We start from the raw sequence: 16,153 nt of genomic DNA, 5'->3' as shown, positions 1-16,153 counted from the left end.
TCAGACTGTTCCCCGGTGTCCTTCCCGGCACAGGGGCCGACGACACCGAGACAGACGACGAAGCCAGGCAGGCCGAGCAGCGCCGGCAACAGCAGGAGGCGGCAACAGTGAAGATCCGGGTGGAACGCGACGTACTCGCGGAGGCAGTGGCCTGGGCGGCGCGCAGCCTCCCGGCCCGTCCGCCGGCGCCTGTCCTCGCCGGCCTTCTCCTGAAGGCCGAGGAAGGCCAGCTGAGCCTGTCCAGCTTCGACTACGAGGTCTCCGCGCGGGTCTCCGTGGAGGCCGAGGTCGAGGAGGAGGGCACGGTGCTCGTCTCCGGCCGCCTGCTCGCCGACATCTGCCGTGCACTGCCCAACCGCCCGGTGGAGATTTCCACAGACGGTGTACGGGCGACCGTGGTCTGCGGCTCCTCGCGCTTCACCCTCCACACCCTGCCTGTGGAGGAGTACCCGGCGCTGCCGCAGATGCCGAGCGCCACGGGCACCGTCCCGGGTGAGGTCTTCGCCTCCGCCGCCGCCCAGGTGGCCATCGCCGCGGGCCGAGACGACACGCTTCCCGTCCTGACCGGTGTGCGCATCGAGATCGAGGGCGACACCGTCACGCTGGCGTCCACCGACCGCTACCGCTTCGCGGTCCGCGAGTTCCTGTGGAAGCCGGAGAACCCGGAGGCGTCCGCGGTGGCCCTGGTGCCCGCCAAGACGCTCCTGGACACCGCCAAGGCCCTCACGAGCGGCGACAGCGTCATCCTGGCGCTGTCCGGTTCGGGCGCGGGCGAGGGCCTGATCGGCTTCGAGGGCGCGGGCCGTCGTACCACCACGCGTCTGCTCGAAGGCGACCTGCCGAAGTACCGCTCGCTGTTCCCGACGGAGTTCAACTCCGTGGCCGTGATCGAGACCGCCCCCTTCGTGGAGGCCGTCAAGCGTGTGGCCCTGGTCGCCGAGCGCAACACCCCGGTGCGGCTGAGCTTCGAGCAGGGCGTGCTCATCCTGGAGGCCGGTTCCAGCGACGACGCACAGGCTGTGGAAAGGGTTGACGCCCACCTGGAGGGCGACGACGTCTCGATCGCCTTCAACCCGACCTTCCTGCTGGACGGCCTGAGCGCCATCGACTCCCCGGTGGCCCAGCTGTCCTTCACGACGTCCACCAAGCCCGCGCTGCTGAGCGGCAAGCCGGCCCTGGACGCCGAGGCGGACGAGGCCTACAAGTACCTGATCATGCCGGTGCGGCTGAGCGGCTGAGCGGCTGAGTCAAAGCCCCAGGTGAGGGCATACGTTTGAGCGCGTATGCCCACAGGTGTGCGTGAGCGTCCGGGTTTAGGCTCGTACGTGGGTACGAAGGTGCCTCACACGCCACAGCAACCTAAGGAACAACTGATGGAGCTCGGTCTCGTCGGCCTCGGCAAGATGGGCGGCAACATGCGCGAGCGGATCCGCCGCGCAGGCCACACCGTGATCGGATACGACCGCAACCCGGACCTCGCCGATGTCCACAGCCTCAAGGAGCTTGTGGACGCGTTGCAGGGCCCGCGGGTCGTGTGGGTGATGGTCCCGGCCGGTGCGCCGACCCAGGCGACCATCGACGAGCTGGCCGAGCTCCTGGAGCCCGGCGACGTCGTGGTGGACGGTGGGAACTCCCGCTGGACGGACGACGAGAAGCACGCCGAGGAGCTCGCCGCCAAGGGCATCGGCTTCGTCGACTGCGGCGTCTCCGGCGGCGTGTGGGGCCTGGAGAACGGCTACGCGCTGATGTACGGCGGCGACGCGGAGAACGTCGCCAAGGTGCAGCCGGTCTTCGACGCCCTCAAGCCCGAGGGCGACGCCGGAGCGGTGCACGCGGGCAAGGTCGGCGCGGGCCACTTCGCGAAGATGGTCCACAACGGCATCGAGTACGCGATGATGCAGGCCTATGCCGAGGGCTGGGAGCTCCTGGAGAAGGTCGACTCCGTGACCGACGTCCGGGAGGTCTTCCGCTCCTGGCAGGAGGGCACGGTCATCCGTTCCTGGCTCCTCGACCTCGCGGTCAACGCCCTCGACGAGGACGAGCACCTGGACAAGCTGCGCGGTTACGCACAGGACTCCGGCGAGGGCCGGTGGACCGTGGAGGCCGCCATCGACCACGCGGTGCCGCTGCCGGCGATCACCGCCTCCCTGTTCGCGCGGTTCGCGTCCCGCCAGGACGACTCGCCGCAGATGAAGATGATCGCGGCGCTGCGCAACCAGTTCGGCGGCCACGCGGTCGAGACGAAGTAATCCACAGGGCTGTTCACCACAGTCCACAAGCTGGGGGAGGTCGGCGACCGACCATGCACGTCACGCACCTGTCGCTGGCCGACTTCCGCTCGTACGCCCGGGTCGAAGTCCCGCTCGACCCGGGCGTCACCGCGTTCGTGGGCCCCAACGGACAGGGCAAGACGAACCTGGTCGAGGCGATCGGCTACCTCGCCACCCTCGGCAGCCACCGGGTCGCCTCCGACGCTCCCCTGGTCCGCATGGGTGCCGACCGTGCGATCGTCCGGGCGCAGGTCAGACAGGGCGAGCGACAGCAGCTGGTCGAGCTGGAGCTGAACCCCGGCAAGGCGAACCGGGCCCGCATCAACAGGTCCTCGCAGGTCAGGCCGCGTGATGTGCTCGGGATCGTGCGCACGGTGCTGTTCGCGCCGGAGGATCTCGCGCTGGTGAAGGGCGACCCGGGTGAGCGGCGCCGCTTCCTGGACGAGCTGATCACCGCGCGCTCGCCGCGCATGGCCGGTGTCCGTTCCGACTACGAGCGGGTCCTCAAGCAGCGCAACACCCTGCTGAAGTCGGCCGCGCTCGCGAGGCGGCACGGCGGCCGCTCGATGGACCTGTCCACCCTCGACGTGTGGGACCAGCACCTCGCGCGCGTGGGCGCCGAGTTGCTCGCCCAGCGGCTCGACCTGATCGCCGCGCTGCAGCCCCTGACCGACAAGGCGTACGAACAACTGGCCCCGGGCGGCGGCCCAATCGCCCTGGAGTACAAGCCGTCCGCGCCCGGCGAGGCGCACACGCGCGAGGCTCTCCACGAGCAGTTGATGGCGGCGCTCGCGGAGGCGCGCAAGCAGGAGATCGAGCGGGGCGTGACCCTCGTAGGCCCGCACCGGGACGATCTGAATCTCAAACTCGGTCAGCTGCCCGCCAAGGGATACGCCTCGCACGGCGAGTCCTGGTCGTACGCGCTGGCGTTGCGCCTCGCGTCGTACGACCTGCTCCGGGCCGAGGGCAACGAGCCCGTGCTGATCCTCGACGACGTGTTCGCCGAGCTGGACACCCGTCGCCGTGAGCGGCTGGCCGAGCTGGTCGCGCCCGGTGAGCAGGTCCTGGTGACGGCGGCGGTCGACGACGACGTGCCGCATGTGCTGGCGGGGACGCGGTACGCCGTGTCCGAGGGGGCGGTGGAGCGCGTATGAGCGACGGACCAGGCCCCGCCGAGAACGCCGAGAACCCCAAGCCCGCCGAGCCCTCCGGTGTCGATCTCGCGCGCGTGGCGCTCAGGGCCGCGAAGGAACAGGCACGCGCGCGTGGGGACGCGGCGCAGCAGAAGCGGCAGGCGCGGCGCGGTGGCGGTCTGCGCTCCGGCGCGCGCGCCGACGGACGCGACCCGATGGCGTTCGGCGCCGCCATCAACCGCCTGATCACCGAGCGCGGCTGGGAGGCGCCGGCCGCGGTGGGCGGGGTGATGGGGCGCTGGCCGGAGATCGTGGGCGAGGACGTGGCCAAGCACTGCGAGCCGGAGAAGTACGACGAGGACGAGCGGGTCCTGGTGGTGCGCTGCGACTCGACGGCCTGGGCGACGAACCTGCGGCTGCTCGCGCCGCAGTTGGTGGCCCGTCTGAACGAGGATCTCGGGCACGGCGCCGTGAAGTTGATCAAGGTGAACGGCCCCGGCGGACCCCCTCGTCGCTACGGTCCGCTGCGCGCCCCCGGCAGCACGGGACCCGGCGACACCTACGGGTGACAGACATCACATCAAGGGCGTCGGCGGTGCCTTCGGGGCGCCGCCGACGCCTTCGTCGTGGCACGGCACGCGGTCGCGAATTGGGACCTGACTCCCAAGTAGCCAAGGCGTGACAGCCAGAAGCGCTGAAAGCCTCCGTGAGCCTCTTGGAGCCCCGCTCCGTATATGGGGACCCGGAAGACGCCGGTTCAGGGCGGCACATGCGGACTCAGGTACCCGCAAACCCCCATCAGTGTCGGCGCTACCGGTAGACTGGAAGCCAATCCCGCCCCGACCGTGGGGACCGCCCGGGAGAAGCTGAGCAACGCTGATCAAGGCTTACCAACGCAACATGCCGCAGCCGCTCCGGCAACCCGCCGACGAGCCCGGCTCGTGCTGTGCCAGAAAGGGCGCTTCGTGGCCGATTCCGGCAACCCCAACGAGAACATTCCGTCCACCGACGTCGAGGCGACCTCGTCGAACGGCGAGGTAACCGCCTCGTACGACGCCAGCGCCATCACCGTCCTCGAGGGTCTGGACGCGGTCCGCAAGCGACCCGGTATGTACATCGGCTCGACCGGCGAGCGCGGCCTGCACCACCTGGTGCAGGAGGTCGTCGACAACTCCGTGGACGAGGCGCTGGCCGGCCACGCGGACACCATCGACGTGACGATCCTCGCCGACGGCGGCGTGCGCGTCATCGACAACGGCCGCGGTATCCCGGTGGGCATCGTCCCCTCCGAGGGCAAGCCGGCCGTCGAGGTCGTGCTGACCGTGCTGCACGCGGGCGGCAAGTTCGGTGGCGGCGGCTACGCGGTCTCCGGCGGTCTGCACGGCGTGGGTGTCTCCGTCGTGAACGCCCTGTCGACCAAGGTGTCCGTCGAGATCAAGACCGACGGCTACCGCTGGACACAGGACTACAAGCTGGGCGTGCCGACGGCCCCGCTGGCCCAGCACGAGGCCACGGACGAGCACGGCACCACGGTCACCTTCTGGGCCGACCCGGACATCTTCGAGACCACCGAGTACTCCTTCGAGACGCTCTCCCGGCGCTTTCAGGAGATGGCGTTCCTCAACAAGGGCCTGCGCATCAACCTCACCGACGAGCGCGAGTCGGCGAAGGCCACGGCCGGCGCGGACGAGGCGGGCGAGGACGAGAAGCACGAGGTCAAGACCGTCTCGTACCACTACGAGGGCGGCATCGTCGACTTCGTGAAGTACCTCAACTCCCGCAAGGGAGAGGTCGTCCACCCCACCGTGATCGACCTCGAGGCCGAGGACAAGGACAAGAGCCTCTCCCTCGAGCTCGCGATGCAGTGGAACGGCGGTTACAGCGAGGGTGTGTACTCCTTCGCCAACATCATCCACACGCACGAGGGCGGCACGCACGAGGAGGGCTTCCGGGCGGCGCTGACCTCGCTGATCAACAAGTACGCGCGCGACAAGAAGCTGCTGCGCGAGAAGGACGACAACCTCACGGGTGACGACATCCGCGAGGGCCTGACCGCGATCATCTCGGTGAAGCTGAGCGAGCCGCAGTTCGAGGGCCAGACCAAGACCAAGCTGGGCAACACCGAGGTGAAGACCTTCGTCCAGAAGGTCGTCTACGAGCACCTCACCGACTGGCTGGACCGCAACCCCGTCGAGGCCGCGGACATCATCCGCAAGTCCATCCAGGCGGCCACCGCGCGCGTGGCGGCCCGCAAGGCCCGCGACCTGACCCGCCGCAAGGGCCTGCTGGAGACCGCGTCCCTGCCGGGCAAGCTCTCCGACTGCCAGTCGAACGACCCCACCAAGTGCGAGATCTTCATCGTCGAGGGTGACTCCGCCGGCGGCTCCGCCAAGTCCGGCCGGAACCCGGAGTACCAGGCCATCCTCCCGATCCGCGGCAAGATCCTGAACGTCGAGAAGGCGCGGATCGACAAGATCCTGCAGAACCAGGAGATCCAGGCACTGATCTCCGCCTTCGGCACCGGAGTCCACGAGGACTTCGACATCGAGAAGCTGCGCTATCACAAGATCATCCTGATGGCGGACGCCGACGTCGACGGCCAGCACATCTCCACCCTGCTGCTGACCTTCCTGTTCCGCTTCATGCGGCCGCTGGTCGAGGCCGGGCACGTGTACCTCTCCCGTCCTCCCCTGTACAAGATCAAGTGGGGCCGGGACGACATCGAGTACGCCTACTCCGACCGCGAGCGCGACGCGCTGATCGAGATGGGCCGCCAGCGTGGCAAGCGCATCCGCGAGGACTCCATCCAGCGCTTCAAGGGTCTCGGCGAGATGAACGCCGAGGAACTGCGCGTGACCACCATGGACCAGGAGCACCGCGTCCTCGGCCAGGTCACCCTCGACGACGCCGCCCAGGCGGACGACCTGTTCTCCGTCCTGATGGGCGAGGACGTCGAGGCCCGTCGCCAGTTCATCCAGCGCAACGCCAAGGACGTCCGCTTCCTCGACATCTGAGTCGGTCTCAGCTGACCGCACCAGGAAGGATCTTCACCCGCAATGGCCGACGACATCACCCCTGCCACCCCCGAAGCAGGCGGCATCATCGCCCAGCGTGTCGAGCCCGTCGGGCTCGAGACCGAGATGCAGCGTTCGTACCTGGACTACGCGATGTCCGTCATCGTGTCCCGCGCGCTGCCGGACGTCCGGGACGGCCTCAAGCCCGTCCACCGCCGCGTCCTGTACGCCATGTATGACGGCGGTTACCGCCCCGAGCGCGGCTTCTACAAGTGCGCGCGCGTGGTCGGCGACGTCATGGGCAACTACCACCCGCATGGCGACTCCTCGATCTACGACGCCCTGGTGCGCCTCGCCCAGCCGTGGTCGATGCGGATGCCGCTTGTCGACTCCAACGGCAACTTCGGCTCCCCGGGCAACGACCCGGCGGCGGCCATGCGCTACACCGAGTGCAAGATGGCGCCGCTGTCCATGGAGATGGTCCGCGACATCGACGAGGAGACCGTCGACTTCACGGACAACTACGACGGCCGCTCTCAGGAGCCGACCGTCCTGCCGGCCCGCTTCCCGAACCTGCTGATCAACGGCTCGGCCGGTATCGCGGTCGGCATGGCCACCAACATCCCGCCGCACAACCTGCGCGAGGTCGCGGCCGGCGCCCAGTGGTACCTGGAGAACCCCGAGGCCTCGCACGAGGAACTGCTGGACGCGCTCATGGAGCGCATCAAGGGCCCCGACTTCCCGACCGGCGCCCTCGTCGTCGGCCGCAAGGGCATCGAGGAGGCGTACCGCACCGGTCGCGGCTCCATCACCATGCGCGCGGTCGTCGAGGTCGAGGAGATCCAGAACCGCCAGTGCCTGGTGGTCACGGAACTGCCGTACCAGACCAACCCCGACAACCTCGCGCAGAAGATCGCCGACCTGGTGAAGGACGGCAAGGTCGGCGGCATCGCGGACGTCCGGGACGAGACGTCGTCGCGTACGGGGCAGCGGCTCGTGATCGTCCTCAAGCGGGACGCGGTCGCCAAGGTCGTCCTGAACAACCTCTACAAGCACACGGACCTGCAGTCGAACTTCGGCGCCAACATGCTGGCGCTCGTCGACGGGGTTCCGCGCACGCTGTCCCTGGACGCGTTCATCCGGCACTGGGTGGCGCACCAGATCGAGGTCATCGTCCGCCGTACGAAGTTCCGGCTGCGCAAGGCCGAGGAGCGGGCGCACATCCTGCGCGGTCTGCTGAAGGCCCTGGACGCCATCGACGAGGTCATCGCGCTGATCCGGCGCAGCGACACCGTCGACATCGCGCGCACGGGCCTGATGGAGCTCCTGGAGATCGACGAGATCCAGGCGAACGCCATCCTCGAGATGCAGCTGCGCCGACTCGCCGCCCTGGAGCGCCAGAAGATCGTTCAGGAGCACGACGAACTCCAGGCGAAGATCACCGAGTACAACGAGATCCTCGCCTCGCCGGTCCGCCAGCGCGGCATCGTCAGTGCCGAACTCGCCGCGATCGTCGAGAAGTACGGCGACGACCGCAAGACCATGCTGGTGCCCTACGACGGTGACATGTCCATCGAGGACCTCATCGCCGAGGAGGACATCGTCGTCACGGTGTCGCGCGGCGGTTACGTCAAGCGCACCAAGGCCGTCGACTACCGCGCCCAGAAGCGCGGCGGCAAGGGCGTGCGCGGGACGAAGCTCAAGGAAGACGACATCGTCGACCACTTCTTCGTCTCCACCACGCACCACTGGCTGCTGTTCTTCACCAACAAGGGCCGCGTCTACCGGGCCAAGGCGTACGAACTGCCGGACGCCGGGCGGGACGCGCGCGGACAGCACGTCGCCAACCTGCTGGCCTTCCAGCCGGACGAGGCGATCGCCGAGATCCTCGCGATCCGCGACTACGACGCGGCGCCGTACCTGGTGCTCGCCACAAAGGCGGGTCTGGTCAAGAAGACGTCACTGAAGGATTACGACTCTCCGCGTTCAGGTGGTGTCATCGCCATCAATCTGCGGGAGCGCGAGGACGGTTCGGACGACGAACTGATCGGCGCCGAACTCGTCTCGGCCGACAGTGATCTGCTTCTGATCAGCAAGAAGGCGCAGTCGATCAGGTTCACCGCCTCGGACGACACCCTGCGTCCCATGGGCCGGGCCACCTCGGGTGTCAAGGGCATGAGCTTCCGTGAGGGAGACGAGCTGCTCTCGATGAATGTTGTTCGACCCGGTACGTTCGTGTTCACTGCTACGGACGGCGGGTACGCGAAGCGGACCCCCGTCGACGAGTACCGCGTCCAGGGTCGCGGCGGCCTCGGTATCAAGGCTGCCAAGATCGTGGAGGACCGCGGATCGCTCGTCGGTGCGCTGGTGGTCGAGGAGACCGACGAGATCCTCGCCATCACGCTGTCCGGCGGTGTGATTCGTACGCGAGTCAACGGAGTCAGGGAGACGGGCCGTGACACCATGGGCGTCCAACTGATCAACCTGGGCAAGCGCGATGCCGTGGTCGGCATCGCACGTAACGCCGAGGCGGGACGTGAGGCGGAGGAGGTCGAAGGCGATGTGGCCGACGACGAGACCGTCGAGGGTGCCGCCGAGACCATCGGCACGGACGAGGGTGAGGCACCCTCGGCCGAGTAGCACGAGGAGTGAGTCATCGTGAGCGGAGCCACGGGCGCCGGATCGACCGGAACCTCTAGGGGACCCACCCCCGGCACGGAGGCAGACGGCGGCGGCCGTGGCTCCGCCGCGCGTGCGACAGACGCGCGGGCGGCAGACGCGCGTGCTCCGGAGGCGCGGGCCACGGAACCGCATCCGACAGATACGCACACGACTCAACTCAAGGCGATCAAGCCGCCCGCGACGGAGTCGCGCTCGCCCGAGACTCGTGGACCCCAGGGGGGACCTGTGACGGACACCCAGCCGCCGGCCCAGCCGACGGCGCCCGCCGCACCGCCGCAGGCTGCGGTGCAGCCCCAGCCTGCGCCCTCCCCGCTGCCGGGGGAACGGCAGCCGCAGCAGCAGGCCGGCCCATACCACCCGCCGCAGGCCTACCCGACACAGGCCGCCCAGGCCGGTGCCGTACGCCGCCCGCGCACCGGCGCGCGCACCATGCCCCGTACCCGCAAGGCACGTCTGCGGGTGGCCAAGGCCGACCCGTGGTCCGTCATGAAGGTCAGCTTCCTGCTCTCCATCGCGCTCGGCATCTGCACGATCGTCGCGGCCGCCGTGCTGTGGATGGTCATGGACGCGATGGGCGTCTTCGCGACGGTCGGCGGGACGATCTCCGAGGCGACCGGCTCGAACGAGTCGAACGGCTTCGACCTCCAGGCGTTCCTCTCCCTGCCGAACGTCCTGATGTTCACGTCGATCATCGCGGTCATCGACGTCGTCCTCGCGACGGCGCTCGCGACCCTCGGCGCGTTCATCTACAACCTCTCCGCGGGCTTCGTCGGCGGCGTCGAGCTGACGCTGGCCGAGGACGAGTAACCCTGCCTCAAACGTGCGGGGGCGGTCCTCGGGGAACCGATTTTGGGACTGCCCACGTCGTGCGCTAATCTTCAGGAGTCAGCGCGCGGGACACACTCCGCAGAGCGCGGCGGGGCTATAGCTCAGTTGGTTAGAGCGCATCCCTGATAAGGATGAGGCCACAGGTTCAAATCCTGTTAGCCCCACCAGCACGAAGACCCTCAACCGGCATGGTTGGGGGTTTTTGTCATCTGTCATCTGCGGCCGACACATGGCTGTGCGATGTTGCCAAGCGTGTCGAGTCGGTCAGGGTGACCAGGCGTGGGTGGTCATGGCCGATCCCGTAGGCGGCGAGCTCTGTGTCTCGGGCCAGGGTGTCGGTGCGAAGCCCTGAGCGGGTGCAGGGGCCGGTGAACACGGATGGCGCGTTCATCGTGTGCGGTGTCCTCCGGGGGGCGTCCCGCGGGTGTTTCCGTGCGGTGTGCGGTGTGCGGTGTGCGACGTCGTCACTTCTTCGGCGCTTTCTCGAGCCGTCTTTGTTGCGTCTTTGCTGCTTCGTCAGTGCTTGTTCGTCAGTGCTTCTGCGATTCGGCTTAGTTCGTCTTCGGTTCGTCTTCGGTCCGTCTTCGGTGGGACTCGGGCGGGGCAGGGACGTCAGGTGCAGTCCGTGCCGGCCGGTTCGGCCGTGTCCGCCTCCGTGCCCGGGTCCGCGGCCGTGTCCGTGTCGGCGAGGGAGCGGGCGCGGCAACTGGGAGTCTTCCCGTGGGCCTCCGCCCGGATGCGCTGCTTCATCGTGGGTGGCAGCGACCTGACGTAGGACCAGAGGCCCTGGGAGATCGCCGGGGGCGCCGGGTGTGCGATGGCGCTGTTGCCGGCCGGCTGGGTCTGCGGTACGGCAGAGGCTGCGGTCGTCGTGATGAGTCCGAGCGCCGTGAACAGCGCGAGGACGGCGGTGATGACGACGGTCCACAGCTTCATGACCTTGTTCCGGGCCATGGTCCCTCACTTTCGGGTTGGGCGATTTGCGTACTTTCCTCATGATGTGTATGGGCGCCTCGAAAGCACGGACCTGAGCCTGTGGCGCGTCGATCTTCAGATGAACACCACACGGATGGGTGCATAGAGCGCGAAAAAGTGGAGAAGCGGTATTAAAGGGTCTGAAGTGACCGCCCGAGGAGGTGTGATCACCCGTCGATCGGAGGCCCCTCTTCCGCTTCTATTGGGCCGTTCCCGACCGGAGTTGAGGGCCCGGATGCAGGTCACCGATCGGTATCGGTCGGTGTGTATAGTCGGGCGCCAGAGGTCCCCTACGTCAAGGAAAGACGAGGTCGCGCGGTGAAGAAGCTTCTCCTGGTCGCACTGGCCGCCATCGGCGGGCTCCTCGTGTACCGCCAGATCCAGGCGGATCGCGCCGAGCAGGATCTGTGGACGGAGGCGACTGACTCCGTGCCCACGGGTTCGTGAGGACCGACATCCGGTTCTGAACAGACCCCGGCCGTTGTTGCGGTCGGGGTTTTGTGTTGTCCGAGGCCACGCTCGGCGCCGGACTCAGCGGCGACCGGGGTTTCGGACGGTCGTACGGATTGCGAGGGTGGGCGGCGGCCCGGCGGGGCAGGATGGGCCACGTCCGCCCGGCCGCACGGGCGGGCATGGCGCATCGGTGACGGTCGGTCGTAGGAGCTCGGGCGCGGGCACGGAGGGGTGGCGCGGGATGGGGCGGCGGCGTACGGCGTGGTGGCGGGTGGCCGTCGTGGCGGTCGGGTGGGTCGTCCTGGGCGCGGTGGGCGGTGCGCCGGGATCTGGCGGCTTCGCCGCGTCGGCCGCCCCCCTCAGGTCCCCTTCGGCTTCTCCTTCTTCCTCCGCCACGGCTTCTTCGTCCACAACGGCTTCTTCCTCGGCCACGGCCTCTTCCTCGACTACGGGTTCCTCGTACGCCTTCGCCGAGGGAGCCCCGTCGGTCAGGGGAGCTACGGACACCGGGGACGCCGAGCGTCTTGACCCCGGCACCACGTACCTGAGTTCGCTGCCGAGCGAGGGCAAGGTCTACTACCGCCTCGTACTCGACGGCACGTCGACCGTGTACGTCGCCGCGACGGCCGTACCCCCGACGGACGCCGCGGTCACCGCTACGGAAGGCGTCAGGGTGTCCGTACAGGACGCCGACGGCCGTACCTGCTCCGCGCCGGACACCGCCAGCATCGGCGCCGGCCGCAGCCCCCGACCTCTCACTGTGTGGGGCGCGCGTAAGCTCCCGTCGAGCCGGTCGCTGTGCCGGGACGCCGGTACGTACTACGTCGTCGTCGAGCGGGTGCTGCGCACCGAGTCCTCGCCGGGTGACTGGGACCTGGAGCTGGCACCCGTACTGGAGCCGCGGCTGCGGAAGGCCGGTTCGACCAGTGCGCCCGAGGCCTGGGACTCGGCCACGCCCTCGCCTCCCGGCGGTGAGGCCGTACGGCGGCGGGGCGGCGGGGGCTTCACCTCGGCGACTGCGCTGGAGCAGGGAGCCTGGCGCGACGACGTGCGGCCCGGACAGACGCTGTTCTACAAGGTGCCCGTCGACTGGGGGCAGCAGGTGTACGCCACGGCCGATCTGAGCAGCGCGAGCGCCGGCGGGGAGGGCGGGGGCTTTGTGCCGGGGGGCGTGAATCTCGCGCTGTACAACCCCGTGCGCGGCCTCGTCGACGACACCAGCATCAGTTACAACGGCAGCCAGAAATCGGGCGCGCTCGCCGCCCTGCCACCGGTCGGGTACGACAACCGGTACGCCGTTTCCGACCGGGTGGGCGGGATGCGGTTCGCAGGGTCGTACTACCTCGTCGTGCATCTCGCCGCGCGGGTGGGCGAGGAGTTCGGGGACGGGTCGTTCGGGCTGACGCTGCGTGTGCGGGTGAAGGGGGAGGCGACGGCCGGGCCCGGTTACGCGGGGCGGTCCGAGCCTTCGGGGATCTTCCAGGTGGGGCTTCTTGGGCGGGGCTCGGGGACGGTGGGGGACGCGGGTTCGAGTGACGCTGGTGGGGACGGCGGTGGCGGTGCCGGGATGAAGCTGGTGGCCGTCGGGGGGATCGGGGCGGGGACCTTGCTGTTGGCGGTTCTCGGGGTGTGGGTTGTGGTGGGGCGGCGGAGGGCTGCCGGGGTGTAGGGGGGGCGAGTCCCGGAGCCTTTGGCTGGGGTGCAGGGCGGGGCGGGTCCTGGAACCTTTGGCTGCGCTGTCGGGCTTCAGGGATGTGTGCTCCGGAGCCTTGGGGTTGCCGGGATGCGGGCGCTCGGTGTCTGGATCGAGTGCGGCTGCTTTGCCGCCCGATCGGGGCGACTGCCTGGGGCGCGAGCCCTTCAGGAGCCCGGTCTGTCGGGGTGCCGGGTCCTCAGATCCGGGTGAGTGCCCAGAACCCCACGGCGTAGCAGGCCAGGGCCAGGAGCAGGAGAGGGATCGCCACCCTTGCGGGTGGGCCGCTGCGGCGTGCCCGCGAAAGTGACCTGGTGGGGAGTGGAACCTGCGGGCTCTGAGCGGTGTACGAAGCAGTAGAGGTATCAGCGTGGAGCTGGTGCGGGGCCGGTGCCGGTGCCTGCGCGGGGAAGCGTGGGGCTTGGGGTTGGGGGGAGGGCAGGACGTGAGTGGAGGGTGTGGGGTCGTGGGGGGAGACGTAGGCGGAGTGTGCCGGGGTGGCAGGCCGGTGTGGTTGTGCTTGGGCCTGTGGGTGGGCGTGGCGGTGGTGCGGTTGTGGCCGGCGCTCCGGTGGGCTGAGGGGCTGCGAACGGGAGTCCGTGGGCTGGGGCGCCGGCAGATGGAAGCTGCCGGTGTCCGACGCCGAGGACGGGCCGTCGGCGGGATCAGGCCAGGGGGTCCCGTGGCCTGTGGTGGGGGAGGACGCGCTGGTGCCGGTGTTCAGATGGATAGCGGGGGCGCCGGTACCTGGAGAGCGCGGAGGGCCGGCCTCGCGGGGCCAGGACGTCCGGTCGGCCTGTTCGGGCCATGGCGCCGCGTTCGATTCCCTGGGCCAGGACGTCGAGTTTGCCTCCGCGGGCCAAGGGGGTGGTGGGTTTCCTTCAGCAGGCCGGGATACGGGACCGCTCTTCCCGGGACGCCGGGAGACGTCGCTGCCCTCGCCGGGCCAGGACTGGTCGCTTCCTCGGTCGGGCCAGGACGACTGGTTTCCCTCACCGGGCCAGGAGGCTGCCCCGTACGCTTCGCCGTGCCGGAACCCAGGCCCGCTCGGCTCACCAGGTGGGTAAGCGGGTCCGTCCGCGTCGCCGGGCCGGTACACGGGCCCGTTCGGCTCACCGTGCTCGTACGCGGTCCCATCTGCCTCGCTGGGCTGGTAAGGCGTCTCGCTTGCCTCGTGAGGCTGGGAAGGTATGCCACCTACCTCGCTCTGCCAGGAGGGCACCCCGCCTGGCGCCTCGGGGTGGGAGGACCGTCCGTTTCCTTCGCCGGACCAGTTGGGCGCTCCGCTTGCCCCCTGGGGCTGGGAGGGGGCGGGTCCTCTTCTGTCGCCCGGCTGGACGGGAGGCCCGCCTGTTTGGTCGGGCCGGAATCCCGCCGTGTTGCCGTCGCCGGGCCAGGAGGGTGCCAGGCTCGGGTCTCTGGGTTGCGAGGTGGGCGGCCTGCTGTTGTCGCCGGGCTGGGGAGGGGTTCCGCTCGCTTGGTCGGGCCGGGGCTCCAGCCCGTTTCTTTCGTCGGGCCAGGAGGCTGCCCGATCCGCGTCCCCAGTCCGGAAGGCACCCGGCCCACTCCTCTCGCCGGACCGGAAGGAAGCCTCGCCGGCGTCACCAGGCCGCGGCCCCACACCGTTTCCTTCACCGAACCAGGAGGGCGCCCCACCTTCCTCAACCGGCCGGGAGACCACGCCGTTGCCCTGACCAGGCCACGAAGGCCACTCACCGACCTCACCACCACTGTGCGCCCCACCGGCACCGGCACCGGCACCGGCCCCAGAGCCGGCCTCAGCATCGGCACCAGGTTCAGCGGCACCGCCAGAGCCCCCACCGGCACCCGATTCAACAGCGGCACCAGCCCCGGGCCCAGCAACACCACCGGCTCCCACACCGACACCCGCCCCAGCACCACCGGCTCCCGCACCACCGGCTCCGACTCCCGCACCCCCGGCTCCGCCGGCGCCTTCGCCGGGGCCCCGCCAGAAAGGCCCGCCATTTCCTCCGTCGGCCCCGAAAGACCCCGCGTTTCCTCCGGCGCCCTGGGAGGGGACACCGCTCCTCCCACCGCCCCCGAACGAACCCCCGCTTCCGTCACCCATCCCGAAGCGCGTCGCTCCCCCTGTCCCGGACCCGCCGTTCCGTGTCCGGTTCGGGTCCACGCCCGGTGCCTGCTTGAGGGGGCCTTCCGGGCCGAACCCGGGCGGCAGGGGCCCGAGTTGGTCGAAGATTTCGATGGTCTCATCGTCGGGGCCGGGATCAGGGAGGAGTTCTCTGGCGGCGGCGAGGGCTTTGCGGGCCCCCGTGGCGGTGCGGAAGCGGGCCTGGGGGTCCGGCTGGAGGAGAGACGCCACGACCTGCCAGAGCGGTTCGGGGACGCTCTGGGGCGCGCCGGGGGTGCCGTGGGCGGCGAAGTACTGGATGAGTGCCTTGGCGTCGGGCTTGGCGCCCTCCAGGAGGTACAGCGCGACCAGACCGACGGCGAACAGGTCGGCAGGGAAGTCCGGTTCCGCACCCATCATCTGCTCGGGGGCGAGATAGCCGGGCGTGCCCACGACGAGGTTGGTCTCGGTCAGGCGGGGTTCGCCCAGCCGCATGGCGATGCCGAAGTCGGACAGCCGCAGTCGCGGGCGGGCGGTGCCGGTGGCTTCCAGCAGGATGTTGGCGGGCTTGATGTCACGGTGCACGACACCTTCCGCGTGCACCGCGGCCAGCCCCGCGAGGAGTTGATCGAGGAGAGTGCAGACGAAGGCGGGCGGCAGCGGACCGTAGTCCCCGATCAGATGGACCAGCGAGCCGCCGGCGACCAGGTCCATGGTGAACAGGACCTTGTCGTCGTCGGCGGCCCAGCTGGCGGGCGCGAGGACATGGGGGTGGTCGATCCGCAGGGCCTGTTCGCGGACGAAGCGCAACAGAGAGTGGGCGTCGCTCTGCAGCAGGACCTTGGCGGCCACATAGCGGCGGCGCCGGTGGTCCCAGGCACGCCAGACGGCGCCGACGCCTCCGCGTCCGATCGGATCGGCCAGTTCGTACCGGCCGGCGAACACCTCACCCATGACTGCGCGTCGCTCCTCCCCCTGCGGCTATCCCCCTTGCTTCCCCCGTGATGAGCGATACG

General features: G+C 69.5%; 10 protein-coding genes, 1 tRNA gene and 1 pseudogene. 10 read left to right on the top strand and 2 right to left on the bottom strand.

Annotation, left to right across the window (positions count from 1 at the left end; genetic code table 11):
- Positions 1-107: 107 nt before the first annotated feature.
- The 8 genes from dnaN (at position 108) to D1369_RS20360 (ending at position 10,094) form a co-directional block, all read left to right on the top strand.
- Complete coding sequence (dnaN, locus tag D1369_RS20395; RefSeq protein WP_007383286.1) at positions 108-1,238, top strand: DNA polymerase III subunit beta; 1,131 nt, start codon at positions 108-110, stop codon at positions 1,236-1,238.
- Between the two features lie 135 nt (positions 1,239-1,373).
- Complete coding sequence (gnd, locus tag D1369_RS20390; protein ID WP_007383287.1) at positions 1,374-2,249, top strand: phosphogluconate dehydrogenase (NAD(+)-dependent, decarboxylating); 876 nt, start codon at positions 1,374-1,376, stop codon at positions 2,247-2,249.
- Between the two features lie 53 nt (positions 2,250-2,302).
- A complete protein-coding gene (gene recF / locus D1369_RS20385; protein WP_007383288.1) occupies positions 2,303-3,424 on the top strand; it encodes a DNA replication/repair protein RecF in 1,122 nt (373 codons plus the stop codon).
- Positions 3,421-3,972 carry a DciA family protein gene (locus D1369_RS20380; protein ID WP_007383289.1) on the top strand — a complete coding sequence of 184 codons (552 nt, stop codon included), beginning with the start codon at positions 3,421-3,423 and terminating at the stop codon, positions 3,970-3,972. Before recF ends, D1369_RS20380 begins: the two co-directional genes overlap by 4 nt.
- Before the next feature lie 396 nt (positions 3,973-4,368).
- Positions 4,369-6,417, top strand: a complete 2,049-nt coding sequence (gene gyrB, locus D1369_RS20375) for a DNA topoisomerase (ATP-hydrolyzing) subunit B (protein ID WP_205574482.1) — start codon at positions 4,369-4,371, stop codon at positions 6,415-6,417.
- A gap of 42 nt (positions 6,418-6,459) precedes the next feature.
- Positions 6,460-9,057 (top strand): DNA gyrase subunit A, encoded by a 2,598-nt coding sequence (gene gyrA, locus D1369_RS20370; protein ID WP_007383291.1) that lies wholly within the window; start codon positions 6,460-6,462, stop codon positions 9,055-9,057.
- 18 nt (positions 9,058-9,075) lie between these two features.
- A complete protein-coding gene (locus D1369_RS20365; protein ID WP_082319424.1) occupies positions 9,076-9,906 on the top strand; it encodes a DUF3566 domain-containing protein in 831 nt (276 codons plus the stop codon).
- Between the two features lie 111 nt (positions 9,907-10,017).
- A tRNA-Ile gene (locus D1369_RS20360) sits at positions 10,018-10,094 on the top strand.
- Between the two features lie 445 nt (positions 10,095-10,539).
- On the opposite strand, the gene D1369_RS20355 is transcribed toward D1369_RS20360, so the two are convergent.
- Entirely contained in the window at positions 10,540-10,881 is a 342-nt protein-coding gene (locus tag D1369_RS20355) for a DUF6344 domain-containing protein (protein WP_007383294.1), read from the bottom strand.
- 339 nt (positions 10,882-11,220) lie between these two features.
- On the opposite strand from D1369_RS20355, the gene D1369_RS43925 reads away from it, so the two are divergent.
- Both D1369_RS43925 and D1369_RS20345 read left to right on the top strand, forming a co-directional pair.
- Positions 11,221-11,349, top strand: coding sequence for a DLW-39 family protein (locus D1369_RS43925; protein WP_003999697.1), 129 nt, complete (start codon positions 11,221-11,223; stop codon positions 11,347-11,349).
- 247 nt (positions 11,350-11,596) lie between these two features.
- Positions 11,597-13,024, top strand: coding sequence for a hypothetical protein (locus D1369_RS20345; protein WP_037900764.1), 1,428 nt, complete (start codon positions 11,597-11,599; stop codon positions 13,022-13,024).
- Positions 13,025-15,194: 2,170 nt separating this feature from the next.
- Here D1369_RS20345 and D1369_RS20335 read toward each other — a convergent pair.
- Positions 15,195-16,091, bottom strand: a pseudogene (locus tag D1369_RS20335) (serine/threonine-protein kinase); the annotation flags it as partial.
- Between the last annotated feature and the right edge of the window lie 62 nt (positions 16,092-16,153).

The sequence above is a fragment of the Streptomyces sp. CC0208 genome (assembly GCF_003443735.1).
Classification (GTDB): Bacteria; Actinomycetota; Actinomycetes; order Streptomycetales; family Streptomycetaceae; genus Streptomyces; species Streptomyces sviceus.
Note: the sequence above shows the minus strand (reverse complement) of the source record. Positions and strands in the feature narration are given on the sequence as shown.

Bases quoted from the DNA above. Each gene is read 5' to 3' on its own strand.
- D1369_RS20345 (WP_037900764.1), top strand. From the start codon at position 11,597: ATGGGGCGGCGGCGTACGGCGTGGTGGCGGGTGGCCGTCGTGGCGGTC.
- gyrA (WP_007383291.1), top strand. From the start codon at position 6,460: ATGGCCGACGACATCACCCCTGCCACCCCCGAAGCAGGCGGCATCATC.
- recF (WP_007383288.1), top strand. From the start codon at position 2,303: ATGCACGTCACGCACCTGTCGCTGGCCGACTTCCGCTCGTACGCCCGG.
- gnd (WP_007383287.1), top strand. From the start codon at position 1,374: ATGGAGCTCGGTCTCGTCGGCCTCGGCAAGATGGGCGGCAACATGCGC.
- D1369_RS20380 (WP_007383289.1), top strand. From the start codon at position 3,421: ATGAGCGACGGACCAGGCCCCGCCGAGAACGCCGAGAACCCCAAGCCC.
- D1369_RS20355 (WP_007383294.1), bottom strand. From the start codon at position 10,881: ATGGCCCGGAACAAGGTCATGAAGCTGTGGACCGTCGTCATCACCGCC.